General features: G+C 60.2%; 25 protein-coding genes. 19 read left to right on the forward strand and 6 right to left on the reverse strand.

Annotation, left to right across the window (positions count from 1 at the left end):
• Window positions 1-130 precede the first annotated feature (130 nt).
• From gshB to ACYZTR_RS26525, 7 genes are all read left to right on the forward strand, one after another.
• Window positions 131-1,084, forward strand: a complete 954-nt coding sequence (gene gshB / locus ACYZTR_RS26495; RefSeq protein WP_461975095.1) for a glutathione synthase — start codon at window positions 131-133, stop codon at window positions 1,082-1,084.
• 77 nt (window positions 1,085-1,161) lie between these two features.
• Window positions 1,162-2,061 (forward strand): TonB family protein, encoded by a 900-nt coding sequence (locus ACYZTR_RS26500; protein WP_461975097.1) that lies wholly within the window; start codon window positions 1,162-1,164, stop codon window positions 2,059-2,061.
• A gap of 191 nt (window positions 2,062-2,252) precedes the next feature.
• Entirely contained in the window at window positions 2,253-2,825 is a 573-nt protein-coding gene (locus tag ACYZTR_RS26505; protein ID WP_461975099.1) for a YqgE/AlgH family protein, read from the forward strand.
• Window positions 2,825-3,262, forward strand: coding sequence for a Holliday junction resolvase RuvX (gene ruvX / locus ACYZTR_RS26510; RefSeq protein ID WP_005792259.1), 438 nt, complete (start codon window positions 2,825-2,827; stop codon window positions 3,260-3,262). Before ACYZTR_RS26505 ends, ruvX begins: the two co-directional genes overlap by 1 nt.
• 111 nt (window positions 3,263-3,373) lie before the next feature.
• Window positions 3,374-3,877 (forward strand): bifunctional pyr operon transcriptional regulator/uracil phosphoribosyltransferase PyrR, encoded by a 504-nt coding sequence (pyrR, locus tag ACYZTR_RS26515; RefSeq protein ID WP_461975102.1) that lies wholly within the window; start codon window positions 3,374-3,376, stop codon window positions 3,875-3,877.
• A gap of 27 nt (window positions 3,878-3,904) precedes the next feature.
• Window positions 3,905-4,909, forward strand: a complete 1,005-nt coding sequence (locus ACYZTR_RS26520) for an aspartate carbamoyltransferase catalytic subunit (protein WP_461975104.1) — start codon at window positions 3,905-3,907, stop codon at window positions 4,907-4,909.
• Window positions 4,906-6,177 (forward strand): dihydroorotase, encoded by a 1,272-nt coding sequence (locus tag ACYZTR_RS26525; protein ID WP_461975105.1) that lies wholly within the window; start codon window positions 4,906-4,908, stop codon window positions 6,175-6,177. Before ACYZTR_RS26520 ends, ACYZTR_RS26525 begins: the two co-directional genes overlap by 4 nt.
• Before the next feature lie 115 nt (window positions 6,178-6,292).
• Here ACYZTR_RS26525 and ACYZTR_RS26530 read toward each other — a convergent pair whose 3' ends face one another.
• A complete protein-coding gene (locus tag ACYZTR_RS26530; RefSeq protein ID WP_461975107.1) occupies window positions 6,293-6,724 on the reverse strand; it encodes an NINE protein in 432 nt (143 codons plus the stop codon).
• 249 nt (window positions 6,725-6,973) lie between these two features.
• Here ACYZTR_RS26530 and ACYZTR_RS26535 point away from each other — a divergent pair, with 249 nt between their 5' ends.
• On the forward strand, window positions 6,974-7,591 hold the full coding sequence (locus tag ACYZTR_RS26535) for a C40 family peptidase (RefSeq protein ID WP_461975109.1): 618 nt from the start codon (window positions 6,974-6,976) through the stop codon (window positions 7,589-7,591).
• Between the two features lie 43 nt (window positions 7,592-7,634).
• Here the strand turns inward: ACYZTR_RS26535 and ACYZTR_RS26540 are convergent, their stop codons facing one another.
• Complete coding sequence (locus ACYZTR_RS26540; protein ID WP_461975111.1) at window positions 7,635-8,669, reverse strand: type IV pilus twitching motility protein PilT; 1,035 nt, start codon at window positions 8,667-8,669, stop codon at window positions 7,635-7,637.
• Between the two features lie 56 nt (window positions 8,670-8,725).
• Between ACYZTR_RS26540 and ACYZTR_RS26545 the strand changes: the two genes are divergently transcribed.
• The 9 genes from ACYZTR_RS26545 (at window position 8,726) to ACYZTR_RS26585 (ending at window position 15,439) form a co-directional block, all read left to right on the forward strand.
• The gene (locus ACYZTR_RS26545; RefSeq protein WP_461975113.1) at window positions 8,726-9,424 is read left to right on the forward strand and encodes a YggS family pyridoxal phosphate-dependent enzyme; all 699 of its coding nucleotides are present in this window, start codon (window positions 8,726-8,728) and stop codon (window positions 9,422-9,424) included.
• 33 nt (window positions 9,425-9,457) lie between these two features.
• Window positions 9,458-10,276 carry a pyrroline-5-carboxylate reductase gene (gene proC, locus ACYZTR_RS26550; protein ID WP_461975115.1) on the forward strand — a complete coding sequence of 273 codons (819 nt, stop codon included), beginning with the start codon at window positions 9,458-9,460 and terminating at the stop codon, window positions 10,274-10,276.
• Between the two features lie 10 nt (window positions 10,277-10,286).
• Window positions 10,287-10,877, forward strand: coding sequence for a YggT family protein (locus ACYZTR_RS26555; RefSeq protein ID WP_461975117.1), 591 nt, complete (start codon window positions 10,287-10,289; stop codon window positions 10,875-10,877).
• A 192-nt stretch (window positions 10,878-11,069) separates the two neighbouring features.
• On the forward strand, window positions 11,070-12,209 hold the full coding sequence (gene metX, locus ACYZTR_RS26560) for a homoserine O-succinyltransferase MetX (RefSeq protein ID WP_461975119.1): 1,140 nt from the start codon (window positions 11,070-11,072) through the stop codon (window positions 12,207-12,209).
• A gap of 7 nt (window positions 12,210-12,216) precedes the next feature.
• On the forward strand, window positions 12,217-12,837 hold the full coding sequence (gene metW, locus ACYZTR_RS26565; protein ID WP_149628312.1) for a methionine biosynthesis protein MetW: 621 nt from the start codon (window positions 12,217-12,219) through the stop codon (window positions 12,835-12,837).
• Between the two features lie 26 nt (window positions 12,838-12,863).
• Complete coding sequence (locus ACYZTR_RS26570) at window positions 12,864-13,298, forward strand: DUF4426 domain-containing protein (protein WP_282382293.1); 435 nt, start codon at window positions 12,864-12,866, stop codon at window positions 13,296-13,298.
• Window positions 13,295-13,891, forward strand: a complete 597-nt coding sequence (gene rdgB / locus ACYZTR_RS26575; RefSeq protein ID WP_461975121.1) for an RdgB/HAM1 family non-canonical purine NTP pyrophosphatase — start codon at window positions 13,295-13,297, stop codon at window positions 13,889-13,891. Before ACYZTR_RS26570 ends, rdgB begins: the two co-directional genes overlap by 4 nt.
• On the forward strand, window positions 13,888-15,093 hold the full coding sequence (gene hemW, locus ACYZTR_RS26580; protein ID WP_461975123.1) for a radical SAM family heme chaperone HemW: 1,206 nt from the start codon (window positions 13,888-13,890) through the stop codon (window positions 15,091-15,093). Before rdgB ends, hemW begins: the two co-directional genes overlap by 4 nt.
• A gap of 22 nt (window positions 15,094-15,115) precedes the next feature.
• Window positions 15,116-15,439: a DUF3392 domain-containing protein gene (locus ACYZTR_RS26585; RefSeq protein ID WP_084322429.1), complete on the forward strand. Its 324-nt coding sequence runs from the start codon at window positions 15,116-15,118 to the stop codon at window positions 15,437-15,439.
• 46 nt (window positions 15,440-15,485) lie between these two features.
• Here ACYZTR_RS26585 and trmB read toward each other — a convergent pair whose 3' ends face one another.
• From trmB to thiS, 3 genes are read right to left on the reverse strand one after another with little or no spacing between them, the layout of a single operon-like run.
• Entirely contained in the window at window positions 15,486-16,211 is a 726-nt protein-coding gene (trmB, locus tag ACYZTR_RS26590) for a tRNA (guanosine(46)-N7)-methyltransferase TrmB (protein ID WP_461975126.1), read from the reverse strand.
• A 9-nt stretch (window positions 16,212-16,220) separates the two neighbouring features.
• Window positions 16,221-17,015, reverse strand: coding sequence for a thiazole synthase (locus ACYZTR_RS26595; protein ID WP_007897902.1), 795 nt, complete (start codon window positions 17,013-17,015; stop codon window positions 16,221-16,223).
• A 60-nt stretch (window positions 17,016-17,075) separates the two neighbouring features.
• The gene (gene thiS / locus ACYZTR_RS26600) at window positions 17,076-17,276 is read right to left on the reverse strand and encodes a sulfur carrier protein ThiS (protein WP_167394879.1); all 201 of its coding nucleotides are present in this window, start codon (window positions 17,274-17,276) and stop codon (window positions 17,076-17,078) included.
• Window positions 17,277-17,531: 255 nt separating this feature from the next.
• On the opposite strand from thiS, the gene ACYZTR_RS26605 reads away from it, so the two are divergent.
• Entirely contained in the window at window positions 17,532-19,523 is a 1,992-nt protein-coding gene (locus ACYZTR_RS26605; protein ID WP_461975128.1) for an acyltransferase family protein, read from the forward strand.
• A 45-nt stretch (window positions 19,524-19,568) separates the two neighbouring features.
• Here ACYZTR_RS26605 and ACYZTR_RS26610 read toward each other — a convergent pair whose 3' ends face one another.
• The gene (locus ACYZTR_RS26610) at window positions 19,569-19,940 is read right to left on the reverse strand and encodes a DUF423 domain-containing protein (RefSeq protein WP_461975130.1); all 372 of its coding nucleotides are present in this window, start codon (window positions 19,938-19,940) and stop codon (window positions 19,569-19,571) included.
• A 74-nt stretch (window positions 19,941-20,014) separates the two neighbouring features.
• Between ACYZTR_RS26610 and mtgA the strand changes: the two genes are divergently transcribed.
• Window positions 20,015-20,737, forward strand: a complete 723-nt coding sequence (mtgA, locus tag ACYZTR_RS26615; protein WP_461975132.1) for a monofunctional biosynthetic peptidoglycan transglycosylase — start codon at window positions 20,015-20,017, stop codon at window positions 20,735-20,737.
• The last annotated feature ends 98 nt before the right edge of the window (window positions 20,738-20,835 follow it).

The following is a 20,835-nucleotide window of genomic DNA, read 5'->3' on the forward strand; positions in this document are numbered from 1 at the left end:
GCACAGTCTCCAAATCCAATCTATCGGGCGACTGGCGCAGTGGTTTTTCCTTGACCGGGAACACGCTCAGCGCCACTCTGACGCCACTTTTACGGGTCACTCCGACCCACCCAATTTCGAGGAAAAACCCATGAGCGTTCGCGTCGGGATTGTCATGGACCCTATCGCCAGCATTTCCTATAAAAAGGATAGCTCGCTGGCCATGCTGCTGGCCGCACAGAAGCGCGGCTGGGAACTGTTCTATATGGAACAGAGCGATGTGTACCAGGCCGAAGGTGAAGCGCGTGCGCGGATGCGTCCGCTGAAAGTCTTCGCCAACCCGCAAAAATGGTTCGAACTCGAAGCCGAGACCGACGCGCTGCTGAGCGACCTGGACGTGATCCTGATGCGCAAGGATCCGCCGTTCGACATGGAGTTCGTCTACTCCACGTACCTGCTGGAGCAAGCCGAACGCGCTGGCGTGCTGGTGGTCAACAAGCCGCAAAGTTTGCGTGACTGCAACGAAAAGCTGTTTGCCACGCTGTTTCCGCAGTGCACGCCGCCGACTATCGTCAGCCGTCGCCCGGATGTACTGCGTGAATTCGCCGATCATCACGGCGACGTGATCCTCAAGCCGTTGGACGGCATGGGCGGCTCGTCGATCTTCCGTCACACCGCTGGCCATCCGAACCTGTCGGTGATTCTCGAAACCCTGACCCTGCATGGCAAACAGCAGATCATGATTCAGGGTTATCTGCCGGCAATCGTTGATGGCGACAAGCGCATCCTGATGATCGACGGCGAGCCGGTGGATTACTGCCTGGCGCGAATTCCTGCCGCCGGTGAAACCCGTGGCAACCTCGCCGCCGGCGGCCGTGGCGAAGCCCGACCGCTGACCGAGAAAGATCGCTGGATCGCCGCACAAGTCGGCCCGACCCTGCGTGAAAAGGGCCTGCTGTTCGTCGGCCTTGACGTGATTGGCGAGCATCTGACGGAAATCAACGTCACCAGCCCGACCTGCATTCGCGAGATTGATAATGCGTTTGGCACCGACATCGGCGGCCTGCTGATGGATGCCATCGATCAGAAGCTCAAGGCCCGTTGATATAGAACAGCCAAGAAACGACCCACATTGCGTTATCATCCGCGGCCTGTGAAAAACGCGATGTTGGTTTTTTTATCATGACAATCCCGTCCGATCTGCCCGCTGAACTCGCCCACCGTGGCGTGCGCCCGGGCGATCGCCTCGGTTTTACCCTGTTTCTCGCGGCGCTGATTCACCTGGCCTTGCTATTGGGCGTCGGGTTTACCATGGTCGAACCCAAGCAAATCAGCAAAACCCTGGAAATCACCCTCGCCACCTTCAAGAGCGAAAAGAAGCCGGAAAAAGCCGATTTCCTCGCCCAGGAAAATCAGCAAGGCAGCGGCACCCTGGATAAAAAGGCGATTCCCAAGACCACCGAGGTCGCGCCGTTCCAGGACAATAAGGTGCAGAAAGTCACCCCACCGCCGGCGGCCAAGCCCGAAGTGAAGGAAGCGGCGCCCAAGGCAGCCGTGACGACCGTCGCGCCGAAGCCGAAAAAAGCCGCCGCCAAAACCGAAGAACCCAAGCCCGTCACCAAACCCGCAGTGGCCGCGCCGACGTTCGACAGTGAACAGCTGTCCAGCGACATCGCCAGCCTGGAAGCGGAACTGGCCAATGAACAGCAGCTGTACGCCAAGCGCCCGCGCATTCACCGCCTGAGCGCCGCGTCGACCATGCGCGACAAGGGCGCCTGGTATAAGGACGAGTGGCGCAAGAAGGTCGAGCGCATCGGCAACCTGAATTACCCGGACGAAGCCCGGCGCCAACAGATTTACGGCAATTTGCGCCTGTTGGTTTCGATCAACCGCGACGGCTCGCTCTATGAAGTGCTGGTGCTGGAGTCTTCCGGGCAGCCGCTGCTGGATCAGGCCGCCCAGCGCATCGTGCGGCTGGCGGCACCGTTTTCGCCGTTTACCGGGGATTTGTCGGATATCGACCGGTTGGAAATCATTCGGACCTGGAAGTTTGCTCGCGGGGACAAGCTCTCCAGCAATTGAACACCACAAATCCCTTGTGGGAGCGGGCTTGCTCGCGAATGCGGCAGCACATTCAGTATTCATGTAACAGACAGACCGCCATCGCGAGCAAGCTCGCTCCCACATTTAATCTATGTCGTTGCCGGGATTTGCGGCATTTCCAACGCATCCCCAGCTTGTCAGTTCGCCCCTCCAACGCCACACTAGCGCTCATGAAGAACGTCAGCCCCAGCTACCTCAAGCATCACTTCCTGATCGCCATGCCTCACATGGTCGACCCGAACTTTGCGCACACCTTGACCTACATTGTCGAGCACACGGCCAATGGTGCCATGGGGCTGGTGGTCAATCGTCCGCAAGACCTCAATCTGGCCGATATCCTCGAGCAACTGCGCCCCGACATCGAACCGCCGATGCTCTGCCAGCATGTGCCGATATTCATCGGCGGCCCGGTGCAGACCGATCGCGGTTTTGTCCTGCACCCCTCGGGCAAGAAGTTTCAGGCGACCGTTGATCTGGAAGGCGACCTGTCCTTGTCCACGTCCCAGGATGTGCTGTTCGCCATCGCCGACGGCGTCGGCCCGGCCAAGAGTGTAATCACCCTTGGCTATGCGGGCTGGGAAGCCGGGCAGCTTGAAGCCGAACTGGCCCAGAACGCCTGGCTGACCTGCCCGTTCAAAGCCGATATTTTGTTCAACACCAGCAGCGAACTGCGCCTGGAAGCAGCGGCCAAGCACCTGGGCGTCAATCTCAGCCTGCTGACCAGCCAGGCGGGGCACGCCTGATGGCCCTGCGCCTGATTTTGGGTTTCGACTACGGCACCAAACAGATCGGCGTTGCGGTGGGCCAGGTGATTACCGGCCAGGCCCGCGAGCTGTGCACCTTGAAGGCACAAAATGGTATTCCCGACTGGAATCAGGTCGAAGCCCTGATTAAAGAGTGGAAGCCCGACGCTGTGGTCGTCGGCCTGCCGCTGAACATGGACGGCACTCCGAGCGACATGTGCTTGCGCGCGGAGAAATTCGCCCGCCGCCTGAACGGCCGCTACAACCTGCCCTTCTATACCCACGACGAACGCCTCACCACCTTCGAAGCCAAGGGCGAACGGCGTGATCGTGGCGGACAAAAGGGCAGCTACCGCGACAACCCGGTCGATGCCATCGCCGCCGCCCTGCTGCTGCAAGGCTGGCTCGACGAAAATACCGCGTTGTTCGAGTCCTGACTGCATCTAATTCTAAAGAGCCGCTGCAAGCGACTCTCTATGCCGAAAACCCGAGCCACCCCTCAAGTGCTTTACCCCAAAAGCAGGGCTCGGGCCCAAGAAGGAGCAACCATGAGCCTGCCCAATCCCGCCGAACTGATCAGCCAGATGGCGATCCGTCTCAAGGCACATCTGGAACACCGTGGCATCAGCGAACCGCGTTACATCGGCATTCGTACCGGCGGCATCTGGGTCGCCCAAGCGTTGCTCGATGAACTGGGCAGCGATTCGCCGCTCGGCACCCTGGACGTATCCTTCTACCGCGACGACTTCAGCCAGAACGGCCTGCACCCGCAAGTACGCCCCTCGGCGCTGCCGTTCGAAATCGAAGGCCAGCACCTGGTGCTGATCGACGACGTGCTGATGAGCGGTCGGACCATCCGTGCCGCGATGAATGAACTGTTCGACTACGGTCGCCCGGCCAGCGTGACGCTGGTGTGCCTGCTGGACCTGGACGCCGGCGAGCTGCCGATCCGCCCGAATGTGGTCGGCGCGACCTTGTCGCTGGCGGCCCACGAGCGAGTGAAACTGTCCGGCCCGGAGCTTGCGCTCGAACTGCAAGACCTCGCCCTTTAATTCGACCTATTGAGAGTCCCCCTCGCGATGACGCCTCTAGATACCAAGCGCCAGCTGCAGCTCAATGATCAGGGCCAGCTGCGCCACTTCCTCTCGCTCGACGGATTGCGCCGCGAGCTGCTGACGGAAATCCTCGACACCGCCGACTCGTTCCTCGAAGTCGGCGCCCGGGCGGTGAAGAAAGTCCCGTTGTTGCGCGGCAAGACCGTGTGCAACGTGTTCTTCGAGAACTCCACCCGCACCCGCACCACCTTCGAGCTGGCGGCCCAGCGGTTGTCGGCGGACGTGATCACGCTGAACGTGTCCACCTCGTCCGCAAGCAAGGGTGAAACCCTGCTCGACACCCTGCGCAACCTGGAAGCCATGGCTGCTGACATGTTCGTCGTGCGTCACGGCGATTCCGGCGCGGCGCACTTCATCGCCGAACATGTCTGCCCGCAAGTGGCGATCATCAACGGTGGCGACGGCCGTCACGCCCACCCAACCCAAGGCATGCTCGACATGCTCACCATCCGTCGGCACAAGGGCGGCTTCGAAAATCTCTCGGTGGCCATCGTTGGCGACATCCTGCATTCGCGGGTTGCGCGCTCGAACATGCTGGCCCTGAAAACCCTCGGTTGCCCGGACATCCGCGTCATAGCGCCGAAAACCCTGCTGCCGATCGGCATCGAGCAATACGGCGTGAAGGTCTACACCGACATGACCGAAGGCCTGAAAGACGTCGACGTGGTGATCATGCTGCGCCTGCAACGCGAACGCATGACCGGCGGCCTGTTGCCAAGCGAAGGCGAGTTCTACCGCCTGTTCGGCCTGACCACCGCGCGCCTGGCCGGGGCCAAGCCGGATTGCATCGTCATGCACCCGGGGCCGATCAACCGCGGTGTGGAGATTGAGTCGGCGGTGGCCGACGGCCCGCACTCGGTGATTCTCAACCAGGTCACCTACGGCATCGCTATTCGTATGGCCGTGTTGTCCATGGCCATGAGCGGGCAGACTGCCCAGCGCCAATTCGAGCAGGAGAACGCCCAATGAAGCTCAGCATTCTCGGCGCCCGCGTCATCGATCCAAGCAGTGGCTTGGATCACGTTACCGATATTCATGTTGAAGCCTGCAAGATCGTCGCCCTTGGCGCGGCACCGGCCGGTTTTGTCCCGGTCGAGACCCTCGACGCCAAAGGCCTGGTGGCCGCGCCTGGCCTGGTTGACCTGAACGTCGCCCTGCGCGAGCCGGGTTACAGCCGCAAAGGCTCGATCGCCAGCGAAACCCGCGCAGCTGCCGCCGGAGGCGTGACCAGCCTGTGCTGCCCGCCGAAAACCAAACCGGTGCTGGACACCTCGGCCGTGGCCGAACTGATCCTCGACCGCGCCCGCGAAGCCGGCAACACCAAAGTCTTCCCGATCGGCGCCCTGAGCAAAGGCCTGGACGGCGAACAGCTTGCAGAGCTCGTTGCCCTGCGTGACGCCGGCTGCGTGGCCTTCGGCAACGGCCTGGAGAGCTTTCGCAACACCCGCACGCTGTGCCGGGCGCTGGAATACGCCGCCACATTCGACCTGACGGTGATTTTCAACTCTCAGGACCATGACCTGGCCGAAGGTGGCCTGGCCCACGAAGGCCCGACCGCCAGCTTCCTTGGTTTGCCGGGCATTCCGGAAACCGCTGAAACCGTGGCTCTGGCCCGGGATCTGCTGCTGGTCGAGCAAAGTGGCGTGCGCGCGCACTTCAGTCAGCTCACCAGCGCTCGTGGCGTGGCCCTGATCGCTCAGGCCCAGGCTCGCGGGCTGCCGGTGACTGCCGATGTGGCCTTGTATCAGCTGATCCTGACTGACGAAGCGCTGATCGACTTCAGCAGCCTCTATCACGTCCAGCCGCCGCTGCGCACCCGTGCGGACCGCGATGGCCTGCGGGCAGCGGTGAAATCCGGTGTGGTGTCAGCCATCTCCAGCCATCACCAGCCCCATGAACGCGATGCCAAACTGGCGCCGTTCGGTGCCACCGAGCCGGGCATCAGCAGTGTTGAACTGCTGCTGCCGTTGGCGATGACACTGGTGGAAGACGGTTTGCTGGACCTGCCAACGCTGTTGGCGCGCTTGAGCACCGGACCTGCCGAGGCATTGCGCCTGCCGGCGGGCAAACTGGCGGTGGGTGGACCGGCGGACATCGTGCTGTTCGATCCGGCGGCTTCGACCGTGGCCGGTGAAACCTGGCTGTCCAAGGGCGAAAACTGCCCGTTCATTGGCCATAGCCTGCCGGGCGTGGTGCGTTACACCCTGGTGGATGGGCGGATCAGTCACCAGGCGTAAAACCGCGTCGACTGCTTTCGCGAGCAAGCCCGCTCCCACATTATTTGGCCTTCAGCGAACACAGAATTTGTGTACGACCGAAATCACATGTGGGAGCGGGCTTGCTCGCGAAGGCTTACTGGAAGGCGCCTCTGTTCTGCGCATTGCGAATCGACACCTGATCATTCAGCGTCCAGAAGTCATACAGCACACCCAGAAAGAACAATCCGCCCGTCACCAGATACAGCAACCCGCTGATCCATTTGCCCTGATACATCCGATGTACGCCGAATACCCCAAGAAACGTCAGCAGAATCCACGCCACGTTGTACTCAATAGGTCCGGCGGTAAAACGCAGGTCTGCTTCGCGATCCATGGCTGGGATCAGAAACAAATCAATCAGCCAACCGATACCCAGCAAACCGAAGGTGAAGAACCAGATCGTCCCGGTCACCGGCTTGCCGAAATAGAAGCGGTGAGCGCCGGTAAAACCCAAAATCCACAGCAGATAACCAATCACTTTGCTGTGCGTGTCTTGCTGCGGAACGGGTTGTTGATAGGTGTTCATGAAGGACCTCGATTCATACGATAGATAAATATTCTTGAATTCTTTGTGACTTTTTTACAGGTGGCCGACATATGGCATCTGCTACCGTGTGTCACGTCAAAGCCTTGTAGTGCCTGACTTGTGTCCGACAATTGCGTCCATTTGCCGCTTATTTGGTTCCGTTGACCTCAAGTTGAATCGACCAACGGCCTCGGAAGGGGCAAAAAAGCTGTTATAAAGTTGCGCGCTAACTTATATGAGCCTTGCCTAATGCGTCCATTTTTCAAGACATGGCTAACCATTTGCCTTTTGATGCCACTGGCCGCCCACGCCACCAATCGTGAGCAACGTCTTCCTAACGTTAATGGTTACACCCAAAAATCCCATGTTTCTGCTCCTTTGAGCAAAAACAAACAGACCGTAAAACGCGCTCCCCAACTGAGCAGCAAAAGCAGCCTGGTTCCGCCGATGGCGACCAAGGAAAGCAGCAACGTGCTGAGCCGCGCAGTGAACGTCCTCGGTACTCCGTACCGTTGGGGTGGCAGCAGCCCAAGCAAAGGGTTCGACTGCAGTGGCCTGGTGAAATACGCGTTCAACGACGCCACGTTTGACCTGCCGCGCACCTCCAACGCCATGGCCAGCGGCCATGGGGAGAAAGTCGATCGCAAGGATCTGAAACCTGGCGACCTGATTTTCTTCAAGCTCAAGAGCCGTCGGGTCAATCACGTTGCCATCTACCTGGGCAATGACCGCTTCATCCACGCACCACGCCGTGGCAAGTCGGTGAGCATCGACACTCTGAAGAAACCTTACTGGGAAAGCCACTACGTGGTTGCCAAGCGGGTTCTCCCGAAAGAGAAGAACACCTTACAGGTTGTTCAGCGCTAACCCGATCGTTCCCGCGCTCTGCGTGGGAACGATTTACTCCCCCTCAGAAATTATCCGGCGAACGCGCCTTCTCCCGCGCTTGCTCGCGGCTGATCAACCCCTTGGTCACCAGCTCCTTCAAGCACATATCCAGCGTCTGCATTCCCAGGTTTCCCCCAGTCTGAATCGATGAGTACATCTGCGCCACCTTGTCTTCGCGGATCAGGTTACGGATTGCTGACGTACCGAGCATGATTTCGTGGGCTGCAATCCGCCCACCGCCGATCTTCTTGATCAGCGTCTGCGACACCACCGCCAGTAACGACTCGGAAAGCATCGAACGGACCATCGATTTCTCGTCCCCCGGAAACACGTCCACCACCCGGTCGATGGTTTTTGCCGCCGATGTCGTGTGCAGCGTGCCAAACACCAGGTGACCGGTTTCGGCGGCGGTCAACGCCAGGCGAATGGTCTCGAGATCGCGCATCTCACCGACCAGAATCACGTCCGGGTCCTCCCGCAGGGCCGAGCGCAGCGCCGTGGCGAAACTGCGAGTATCACGATGGACTTCACGCTGGTTGATCAAGCATTTGCGCGACTCGTGGACGAACTCGATCGGGTCTTCGATAGTGAGGATGTGCTGATGACGGTGGGTGTTGAGGTGATCGATCATCGCCGCCAGGGTGGTGGACTTGCCGGAACCGGTCGGGCCGGTCACCAGCACCAGCCCCCGCGGTGCTTCGGTAATCTTGCGAAATACTTCTCCCATACCGAGGTCGTCCATGCTCAGGACCTTGGACGGAATGGTCCGGAACACCGCGCCGGCACCACGATTCTGGTTGAACGCGTTAACCCGAAAGCGTGCCACGCCGGGCACCTCAAAGGAGAAGTCGGTTTCCAGGTGCTTTTCGAAGTCCACCCGCTGAGTGTCGTTCATGATGTCATAGATCAGCGCCTGAACCTGCTTGTGGTCCAAGGCCGGCAAATTGATGCGCCGCACATCGCCATCGACACGGATCATCGGCGGCAGGCCGGCGGACAGGTGCAGGTCGGACGCTCCTTGTTTAGCGCTGAAGGCCAGCAACTCAGTGATATCCATAGCGCTCCTCAATTCCAGTAGAATGCCGCCAACCTTCAGACCGCTGGCGCCTCTTGATGTCCACGATAGCAGACAACATTCTTCAGGTTAGTACACGCATCCATGCCGCTGCCGTCGCCGCAAAGCGCGATGAAGACAGCGTCCAGCTGCTGGCCGTGAGCAAGACCAAGCCGGCCGAGGCCGTGCGTGAAGCGCATGCCGCCGGGATCCGCGACTTTGGCGAGAACTACCTGCAGGAAGCCCTGAGCAAACAGCTCGAATTGACCGACCTGCCCTTGATCTGGCACTTCATCGGCCCCATTCAATCGAACAAGACTCGCGCTATCGCCGAGCATTTCGCCTGGGTGCATTCCGTGGATCGTTTGAAAATCGCACAACGCCTGTCCGAACAACGTCCTGCCGATTTGCCACCACTGAACATCTGCATCCAGGTCAACGTCAGCGGTGAAGCCAGCAAGTCCGGCTGCACCCCGGCCGACCTGCCAGCCTTGGCCAATGCCATCAGCGAACTGCCACGCATCAAGCTGCGTGGGTTGATGGCAATCCCCGAGCCGACTGAAGACCGCGCCGCCCAGGATGCCGCGTTTGCTGCCGTGCAGCGCCTGCAGGCCAGCCTGAACCTGCCGCTCGACACACTTTCCATGGGCATGAGCCACGACCTCGAGTCGGCCATCGCCATGGGCGCCACGTGGGTCCGTATTGGTACGGCCCTGTTTGGTGCTCGCGGCGCTCAACAAATGCACGGCCAGCCATAACGTGGCTGACGCCTCTCTTTATAAGGACCTGACATGAGCAAGACTCGTATTGCCTTTATCGGTGCCGGCAACATGGCCGCCAGCCTGATCGGCGGCCTGCGCGCCAAAGGTCTGGACGCCGCGCAGATCCGCGCCAGTGATCCGGGCGCTGAAACCCGCGCCAAAGTGAACGCTGAACACGGCGTTGAAGTATTCGCCGACAACAGCGAGGCCATCCAGGGCGCTGACGTCGTCGTACTGGCGGTCAAACCCCAAGCGATGAAAGCCGTCTGCGAAGCAATTCGCCCAAGCCTCAAGCCGAATCAACTGGTGGTCTCGATTGCTGCCGGCATCACCTGCGCCAGCATGAACAACTGGCTCGGCGCCCAGCCAATCGTGCGTTGCATGCCCAACACCCCGGCGCTGCTGCGGCAGGGCGTGAGCGGTTTGTTCGCCACCGCCGAAGTGAACGCCGAACAACGCCAACAAGCCGAAGAGCTGCTGTCGGCCGTCGGCATTGCTCTGTGGCTGAACGAAGAGCAACAACTGGACGCGGTCACCGCCGTTTCCGGCTCGGGCCCGGCGTACTTCTTCCTGCTGATCGAAGCCATGACCGCCGCGGGCGTGAAACTTGGCCTGCCGCCGGAAACCGCTGCACAACTGACACTGCAAACCGCTTTGGGCGCTGCTCAGATGGCGGTAGCCAGTGATGTCGACGCGGCTGAACTGCGCCGCCGCGTGACGTCGCCTGCGGGCACGACCGAAGCGGCGATCAAGTCGTTCCAGGCCGGCGGCTTCGAAGCCCTGGTAGAAAAAGCACTCGGCGCCGCTGCGCACCGCTCGGCCGAGATGGCCGAACAATTGGGTCAATAAGGAGCCTTACATGATTGGATTGAACACTGCAGCGGTCTACGTGCTGCAAACCCTCGGCAGCCTGTACCTGCTGATCGTGCTGCTGCGCTTTGTGCTGCAACTGGTACGCGCAAACTTCTACAACCCGCTCTGCCAGTTCGCCGTAAAAGCCACTCAGCCGCTGCTCAAGCCACTGCGCCGGATTATCCCGAGCATGTTCGGCCTGGACATGTCCTCGCTGGTGCTGGCGATCCTCGTGCAACTGGCGCTGATGGCCCTGACCCTGCTGCTGACTTACGGCACCATCGGCAACCCGCTGCAATTGCTGATCTGGTCGCTGATCGGCGTGACCGCGCTGTTCCTCAAGATTTTCTTCTTTGCCCTGATCATCAGCGTGATTCTGTCGTGGGTCGCACCGGGCAGCCATAACCCTGGTGCCGAACTGGTGAACCAGATCTGCGAGCCGGCCCTGGCGCCGTTCCGCAAGATCGTGCCGAACCTCGGTGGTCTGGATATCTCGCCAATCCTGGCGTTCATGGCGCTCAAGTTGATCGACATGCTGGTGATCAACAACCTCGCCGCCATGACGATGATGCCGGAAATCCTCCGTCTGCTGATCTGACTCTTGGCGCATGATCGTTCCCACGCTCTGCGTGGGAATGCAGCCCGGGACGCTCCGCGTCCCTGCCGAAGCGGACGCAGAGCGTCCATTGAGGCATTACCACGCAGAGCGTGGGAACGATCATGGGTAGTCGCTTGCTGCTAAAGGCAGCGGTCTTTAGACTTACGCCTCATTTCAACGAGAGCAGGGTCGATGCCAACTGCCTTTTCCCCCGATTCTGTTGGTCTGGTGACGCCGCAAGTGGCGCACTTCAGCGAACCCCTGGCCTTGGCCTGCGGCCGTTCGCTCCCAGCTTATGACCTGATCTATGAAACCTACGGCACGCTGAACGCCACGGCGAGCAATGCCGTGCTGATCTGCCACGCCTTGTCCGGGCACCACCACGCTGCCGGTTTCCACAGCCCCGACGACCGCAAGCCCGGTTGGTGGGACAGCTGCATCGGTCCCGGCAAGCCGATCGACACCCACAAGTTCTTCGTGGTCAGCCTGAACAACCTCGGCGGTTGCAACGGTTCGACCGGCCCGAGCAGCATCAACCCGGACACCGGCAAGCCGTTCGGCGCCGATTTCCCGGTACTGACCGTAGAAGACTGGGTTCACAGCCAGGCACGCCTGGCAGACCTGCTCGGCATCAGCCAATGGGCCGCCGTAATTGGCGGCAGTCTCGGTGGCATGCAGGCCATGCAGTGGAGCATCACTTACCCTGATCGCATTCGGCACTGCCTGGCTATCGCCTCGGCACCCAAGCTGTCGGCGCAGAACATTGCCTTCAACGAAGTGGCGCGCCAGGCGATCCTCACCGATCCCGAATTCCACGGCGGCTCGTTCCAGGAAGCGGGCGTTATTCCCAAGCGCGGTTTGATGCTGGCGCGGATGGTCGGGCACATCACGTACCTGTCCGACGACTCCATGGGCGAGAAATTCGGCCGGGGCCTGAAGAGCGAAAAGCTCAACTACGACTTCCACAGCGTCGAGTTCCAGGTCGAAAGCTACCTGCGTTATCAGGGCGAAGAGTTTTCCGGGCGTTTCGACGCCAACACGTACCTGCTGATGACCAAGGCGCTGGACTACTTCGATCCGGCGGCGAACTTCGACGATGACCTGGCGAAAACCTTCGCCAATGCCCAGGCCAAGTTCTGCGTGATGTCCTTTACCACCGACTGGCGCTTCTCACCTGCCCGCTCGCGGGAGCTGGTAGACGCGCTGATGGCGGCCAGGAAAGACGTCTGCTACCTGGAGATCGATGCTCCGCAAGGCCACGACGCCTTTCTGATTCCGATCCCGCGCTACCTGCAAGCATTCAGCAATTACATGAACCGTATTTCGCTTTGAGGAAGACATGAGAGCCGATCTGGAAATCATCCAGGAATGGATCCCCGCCGGCAGCCGCGTGCTCGACCTCGGTTGCGGTGATGGCGAATTGCTGACCTGGCTACGTGATAACAAGCAAGTCACCGGCTATGGCCTGGAAAACGACCCGGACAACATTGCCGAGTGTGTGGCCAAGGGCATCAACGTCATCGAGCAGGACCTGGACAAGGGCCTGGGCAACTTTGCCAGCAACAGCTTCGACGTCGTGGTCATGACCCAGGCACTGCAAGCCGTGCACTACCCGGACAAGATCCTCGACGAAATGCTGCGCGTCGGTCGCCAGTGCATCATCACCTTTCCCAACTTCGGTCACTGGCGCTGCCGCTGGTACCTGGCGAGCAAGGGCCGGATGCCGGTGTCCGATTTTCTCCCGTACACCTGGTACAACACACCGAACATCCACTTTTGCACGTTCGAAGACTTTGAAGCGTTGTGTCGCGAACGTGAAGCCAAGGTCATTGATCGGCTTGCAGTGGATCAACAGCACCGTCACGGGTGGGCCAGTAAGCTATGGCCTAATCTATTAGGTGAAATCGGTATTTACCGCGTCAGCAGCCCCGGGCTGCAAGACCACAAGGTCGCGGTCTGAGTCACGACACTTCGAGGAGAACGATAATGGGTCGTCTAGCGCTGTTTGTACTTACTGCCTGCCTGAGCATTACCACCATGGCCGCCGATGTTATCAAGGGCGAGCGCAAGCAAACCTTTGGCGACGTGACGGTGCATTACAACACCTTCAATTCCACCTTCCTGACACCGGATATCGCCAAAGCGGCCGAGCTGACCCGCAGCAAGAATCAGGGCGTGATCAACGTCTCGGTACTCAAGGAAGGGAAACCACAGACGGCTCAGGTCAGCGGCGCGGTCAAAGACCTGACCAGCCAAAGCATCCCGCTGAAGTTCAAACAAATCACTGAAACAGGCGCGGTGTACTACATCGCCCAGTTCCCGGTGGATCAGCAGGAAATTCGCACCTTTGACATCAAGGTGCAGACTGGCGACAAAACCAACACCATCAGTTTCCAACAAGAGCTTTTCCCCGGCCAATGATCAATTTCACGCAACTCGTACTGGCCAGCCATAACGCCGGCAAACTCAAGGAACTTCAGGCCATGCTCGGCGAATCGGTGCAACTGCGCTCGATCAGCGAGTTCAGCAGCGTCGAGCCTGAAGAAACCGGCTTGTCGTTCGTCGAGAACGCCATCCTCAAGGCCCGCAATGCCGCGCGCATCTGCGGCCTGCCGGCGCTGGCCGACGATTCCGGGCTGGCCGTGGATTTCCTCGGCGGTGCGCCGGGTATCTACTCGGCCCGTTACGCCGACGGCCAGGGCGATGCGGCGAACAACGCCAAACTGCTCGACGCGTTGAAAGACGTGCCGGAAGCCGAACGCGGCGCGCAATTCGTCTGTGTGCTGGCGCTGGTGCGTCATGCCGACGATCCGTTGCCGATCCTTTGCGAAGGCCTGTGGCACGGGCGTATCCTCACCCAAGCCAGCGGCGAACACGGTTTTGGTTACGATCCGCTGTTCTGGGTGCCGGAGCGCGATTGCTCGAGTGCCGAGCTGAGCCCCAGCGACAAGAACCTCATCAGCCACCGCGCCCGTGCAATGGATCTGCTGCGCCAGCGTCTGGGCCTGAAATGATCCACGACTCATCCGCATCGCCGCTGATCTTCGGCGGCGACGCACAATCGCCACGGGCCGCGCTGCCAACGCTGCCGCCCTTGGCGCTGTACATCCACATCCCGTGGTGTGTGCGCAAATGCCCTTATTGTGACTTCAACTCCCACACCGCCAGCCCAGTGCTGCCGGAAGAAGACTATGTGGACGCACTGCTCGCCGACCTCGATCAGGACCTGCATGCGGTCTATGGCCGTGATCTGAGTTCGATCTTCTTTGGTGGTGGCACGCCGAGCCTGTTCAGCGCCGAAGCCTTGGGCCGCTTACTCAAAGGCGTCGAGCAACGTATTCCGTTTGCCGGCGACATCGAAATTACCCTGGAAGCTAATCCGGGGACGTTCGAGCAAGAGAAGTTCGTCGCCTACCGGGCGCTGGGCATCAATCGCCTGTCGATCGGCATCCAGAGCTTTCAGGAAGAGAAACTCAAGGCCCTGGGGCGGATTCACAACGGTGACGAAGCGGTACGTGCCGCTGGCATGGCCCGTCAGGCCGGGTTCGACAACTTCAATCTGGACCTGATGCACGGTTTACCCGATCAGTCCCTGGACGACGCCCTGAGCGACCTGCGCCAAGCTATTTCCCTGAAGCCGACTCACTTGTCCTGGTATCAGCTGACCCTGGAACCGAACACGGTGTTCTGGAACCAGCCGCCGACGCTGCCGGAAGATGACACGCTGTGGGACATTCAGGAAGCCGGCCAGGCGTTGTTGGCCGAGCACGGTTACGCGCAATACGAAGTCTCGGCTTATGCCCAGCCAGGTCGCCCGGCGCGGCATAACCTCAATTACTGGAGTTTCGGCGACTTCATCGGCATCGGTGCCGGGGCTCACGGCAAGCTCAGCCATCCGGACGGACGCATCGTCCGTACCTGGAAAACCCGTCTGCCGAAGGACTACCTCAACCCGGCCAAAAGCTTCAAGGCCGGGGAGAAAGCCCTGACCAATGAAGAGCTGCCGTTCGAGTTCCTGATGAACGCCTTGCGCCTGACGGCTGGCGTTGAATCGCGGCTGTATGCGGAGCGCACCGGGCTTGCATTGGAAAGCCTCGCCGAAGGCCGCCGGGTCGCCGAACAAAGTGGCTTGTTGCAGGTCGAACCGTCACGTCTGGCGGCCACCGAGCGCGGACAACTCTTTCTCAATGACTTGCTGCAGACATTTCTGAGCTGATTTCAGCCTTAAGGGAAAACGAATGGATTTGATACTCGACCTGCTCGCCACCGTCTCCCGCTGGAGCCGCAGCAACCTCTCGGAAATCTCGCTGGCGCTGGTGGGTTGTTTGCTGGTGCTGTTCGGCGCGGACATCAAAGGCTGGGTCGACCAACGCCTGGGCAGCATCGCCGGCGCCTTGCGCGTCCCGCTGATGGCCCTGCTGTGCATGGTCGGCAGCGGCGTGGCGCTGATCTACGCCACACCGTGGATCATCAAAGGCCTGAGCCAGTTCAACAACTACAGCCTGGCGCCGGTGTTGTTGGTGGTGTTGGTACTTATCGGCGTAGTCGCTGACCGCCGCTGAGGGCTGATGATCGTTCCCACTCCGCGTGGGAACGATCAGTGACCGGTTAAGACTGTTTTTCGAACTTCAGGTCCCATACCCCATGCCCAAGTCGTTCGCCGCGGCGTTCGAACTTGGTGATCGGGCGTTCGGTCGGGCGCGGGACGCATTTGCCGTCTTCGGCCAGGTTGCGGTAACCCGGCGCAACGTTCATCACTTCCAGCATGTACTCGACGTACGGTTCCCAGTCGGTGGCCATGTGCAGCACACCGCCGACCTTCAACTTGCTGCGCACCAGTTCAGCGAACGACGCCTGAACGATACGACGCTTGTGGTGACGGCTCTTGTGCCATGGGTCCGGGAAAAACAGCATCAGGCGATCGAGGCTGTTGTCGGCTACGCAGCGGTTGAGCACTTCGATCGCATCGCAATCGTAGACGCGCAGGTTGGTCAGGCCTTGAGTCAGCACGCCATTGAGCAGCGCACCCACACCCGGACGGTGCACTTCCACGCCGATAAAGTCCTGTTCTGGCGAGGCCGCGGCCATTTCCAGCAGCGAATGGCCCATGCCGAAACCGATTTCCAGGGAGCGCGGCGCTGAACGGCCGAACACCTGATCGAAGTCCACCGGCGCATCGGCCAGCGGCAGGACGAACAGCGGCGTGCCTTGCTCCAGGCCTTTTTGCTGGCCTTCGGTCATGCGTCCGGCGCGCATCACGAAACTCTTGATGCGGCGGTGTTGGCGCTCTTCGCCTTCTTCCGTCTGGATAGGCGTGTCGTTTGATTCAGTCATCAATGGCTCTTACTTGATCAGACCATCCAGCGGCGAGGATGCGCTGGCATAGAGTTTTTTCGGCATGCGGCCGGCGAGGTAGGCCAGGCGGCCCGCGACGATGGCGTGTTTCATGGCTTCAGCCATCATGATCGGCTGCTGGGCATGGGCGATGGCCGAGTTCATCAGCACCGCTTCGCAACCCAGTTCCATCGCGATGGTGGCGTCGGAAGCGGTACCGACACCGGCATCCACCAGCACCGGAATCTTGGCTTCTTCGAGGATGATCTGCAGGTTGTACGGGTTGCAGATCCCAAGGCCTGTACCGATCAGACCGGCCAGCGGCATCACCGCGATGCAGCCGATTTCCGCCAGTTGACGGGCGATGATCGGGTCATCGCTGGTGTAAACCATCACGTCGAAACCTTCCTTGACCAACACTTCGGCGGCCTTGAGGGTTTCGATCACGTTGGGGAACAGGGTTTTCTGATCCGCCAGCACTTCCAGCTTCACCAGGTTGTGGCCGCCGAGCAGCTCACGGGCCAAGCGACAGGTGCGCACAGCCTCGGTAGCGTCGAAGCAACCGGCGGTGTTAGGCAGGAAGGTGTAGCGATCCGGCGACAGGACTTCGAGCAGGTTCGGTTCGCCCGGGTTCTGGCCGAGGTTGGTGCGGCGCACGGCGAAGGTGACGATCTCGGCACCCGAGGCTTCGATGGCCAGGCGGGTTTCTTCCATGTCGCGGTACTTGCCGGTACCTACCAGCAAACGCGACTGGTAAGTACGACCGGCCAGGACGAAGGGCTTGTCGCTACGAACGATGCTCATGGGAAATCCTCTGTAGGGGTGAGGTTCTTGCAGAATTCTGTGCCCTTGCGGGCCGGGCGACTAGCCGCCGCCGATGGCGTGTACCACTTCGACATTGTCGCCGTCGTTCAGCGTGGTGTCGGCATGCTGGCTGCGCGGGACGATGTCCAGATTGAGCTCGACCGCCACCCGGCGTCCGGTCAGATCCAGACGGGTCAGCAGGGCCGCAACGGTTTCGCCGTCGGGCAGTTCAAGGGATTCGCCGTTCAACTGAATGCGCATACCGAATGCCGCCATCATTTTTAGGGGCTGGCATTCTAGCCCGATCAGTCTTGGTGACCCAAGCCATTCGTCATGAAATGGACTGCTCGGTCAGCTCAACCGCCAGGCGGCGCTCGCAGGAAGGGCCAAGGGCGCACTTCAAGGGCACGGACTAACTCTGCAACAACTTCACAGTTCAAGCCGTCCCCTTACCTTCTATATTCCTCGTCTCGCGTCGAAGTCGCACCAAAAGTCTCACGCACGCAAGGAAGGTCTGTGTCCAGCGTCCAATCAACACCGAATATTCCCGCTATTGACGGCCTGCGCGCTGTCGCTGTCCTGAGCGTGATCATCTTTCACGCCGACTTCCTGAACGTACTTCCCGGCGGTTTTACCGGTGTAGACATCTTCTTCGTGATCTCGGGCTACGTCATCAGCCAGTCGCTTTCTGCTCGCTCCGACAGGGGCTTTGTAGCCTATCTGGCAGACTTCTATCGCCGGCGACTCCTGCGCATCGTGCCGGCACTGCTGCTGGTTCTACTGGTATGCAGCCTGCTCTCAACAATGTTCGTGCCGCAAGCCTGGCTCAGCATGCAAAATGACCGTACCGGCCTGGCCGCTTTTTTTGGTATGAGCAACTTTGTGCTGGCCTGGAACACCGACACCTATTTCTCGCCTTCCGCCCTGCTCAACCCTTATACCCACACCTGGACCCTGGCCATAGAAGAGCAGTTCTACCTGATATTCCCGCTTATCTACTTCGCCTGGTTGCGCTACAAGGAGCGAAGCCGGCTCATCTGGTCACTCCTGCCCCTGCTCGCGCTGATATCACTGGCGCTCAGCGCCCTTCAGACATGGAACAACCCGCTCGAAGCGTTTTACCTGCTGCCCAGTCGATTCTGGGAGCTGGCCGCAGGGGCAATCCTCTACCAGTTGATCGGAACAGGACGCTGCACACCGTATTCGGCTGCCGCAACCCGAACCATGCTTCTCGGCGGACTCGCATTGGTCATCGGCGGACTGTTCCTTGCCGACGAAAACCAGTTCCCTTTCCCTTGGGCACTCGTCACCGTTTCCGGCACCTTGCTGATCATCACCGCCCTGGTACAGAAAACTGACACTCCATCCCTACCCCAGCGCCTGCTGCAATCGTCACCCGCGACCTATATTGGCCGGCTGTCCTACTCGTTGTATCTCTGGCACTGGCCAGTCCTGGTGTTTCTTCGCTGGACCACCGGGCTGGAGCAGCTCGCCGTGCAATTGGCCTACCCCGTCATCGTCACCGCACTCGCTGCTGCCTCCTACCATGGGGTCGAGACACCGTTGCGCACCGGCAATTCGCTCCTTCAACGCCGTGCCTGGATCGCGATCGCCTCGTGCCTTGCGGCGATCGGCCTGTCTTGGTCAAGTGCGCAGTGGGTGTCCGAGAATCCCGAGGCGCTGTCGCTGAGCAAGACCAGCGATACCTATACCTGGTTTTCCAGACGGTTGCCGGTACGCTCGGCCAGCGAACCGATCAAGGACCTGCAATGGCAGGGCCGTCAGCTGTTTGTTATCGGCGATTCGCATGCAGCGGCCTATCGCACGATGTTAAGCCTCGCATCGCAGCAGCTGGGTATTAAGGTCGTGGAATACGAGCGCGGCGGCTGCGCGGTGGTCAATCTCATCACACCGGACCCGCAAGGTGCCTGCACTCGATCCCGGGAAAAAGCCCTGCGCAATATTGAAGCGCGGGCAAACCCGGGAGACATCGTCTTCCTCGCCTCATTGCGAATGCCAGAGCTGGCAGGGCGCGAGTGGGCACGTGGAGAAGAAGAAGTGTTCAACGAAGTGCTCGCTGAATTCACACCCGAGCAGATTGAAGGCGCCCAAGCCTCCGCTGAAGCGGTCCTGACGCGCTTGATGGCCGCCAGAGTGCAGGTGCTGATCGATGCTCCCAAGCCTCTATTCAAGGCTCCACCCTATCGCTGCTCGGACTGGTTCAACCAGATGAACCCGATCTGCAAGCCTGGGTTCACCATGGAACGAGAACAACTTGAGCAGCTACGCGCCCCACAAATGGCGCTGATCGACCGGTTAACCCGCCAGTATCCGATGCTTCAGGTCTGGGACCCGCTACCGCTTTTGTGCCCGGGCCGAACCTGTTCAGCCTTTGACGACGATAAACCGCTTTTCCGCGACGCCGACCACCTCAGCGGATACGGCAACCGCGTCCTTGCGCCGACTTTCACACAGGCACTGCTGAACGCCTTGAAAAACGCGGGCTGATGAAGCCAGAAAATCACTCGGCTTCATGATCACGACTGCGCGCCGTCAACTCAAGCGCCAAGCGGCAAGGCCTAGGCAGAACCAGCCGATCAGGAACGCTACACCGCCAAACGGCGTGATGATGCCCAGCTTGCTGACGCCGGTCATGGTCAACAGGTACAGACTGCCGGAGAACAGCAGTATGCCGATGACAAACGATGCACCCGCCCACGTGATCAGGCGACCGGGAATCTGCGTGACCAGCAATGCCACGCCCAGCAAGGCCAAGGTGTGCACCAATTGGTAGGTCACGCCGGTGTGGAAAATCGCCAGGTACTCAGGCGTCAGGCGGTTTTTCAGGCCGTGGGCGGCGAATGCGCCAAGGGCAACGCCGGTGAAGCCGAAAAAAGCGGCCAGCATCAGAAAGCCACGCAACATGAAGAACTCCAGTCAGACTCGATCAACAGGGTCTGTATAATGGCCCGCTCAACGGGTTCGGCCAAGCCATCTCTATGCTGCGTTTATTTTTGCGACGATTCACGAAGGCCCTTCTCTGGTTCGCGGGGGGCAGCGTATTGCTGGTTCTGATTTTTCGCGTGGTACCGCCACCGGGGACGGCCTTGATGGTCGAGCGCAAGGTCGAATCCTGGTTCGACGGCGAACCCATCGACCTGCAACGCACCTGGAAACCCTGGGATGAAATCTCCGACGACCTGAAAGTCGCGGTGATTGCCGGCGAAGATCAGAAATTCCCGGAGCATTGGGGTTTTGACTTTGGCGCGATCCAGGCCGCACTGACCCACAACGAGCTCGGCGGATCGATTCGCGGCGCCAGCACCCTGAGTCAGCAGGTCTCGAAGAATCTGTTTCTGTGGTCCGGCCGCAGCTGGTTACGCAAAGGCCTGGAAGCCTGGTTTACCGGGCTGATCGAAGTGCTCTGGCCCAAGCAGCGAATTCTCGAGGTGTACCTCAACAGCGTTGAGTGGGATGACGGTGTGTTTGGCGCCGAAGCAGCGGCCAGGCATCACTTTGGCGTCGGCGCTCGCTCGCTGTCCCGGCAGCAGGCCAGTTTGCTGGCTGCGGTACTGCCTAACCCGCGCGTTTGGAGTGCCGGTCATCCAACCAACTATGTCGCACGGCGAGCGGGATGGATTCGGCAGCAGATGAGTCAGTTGGGTGGCGACAGCTATCTGGTGGGGATCAACGATTCACGCCGGGCACCTTGGGCTCAGTAACGCCGCAAATCCCCTGTGGGAGCGGGCTTACTCGCGAAAGCGTCGTGTCAGTCAACATCATTGCTGGATGACACACTGCTTTCGCGAGCAAGCCCGCT

This window comes from Pseudomonas sp. Hz4, assembly GCF_054898165.1.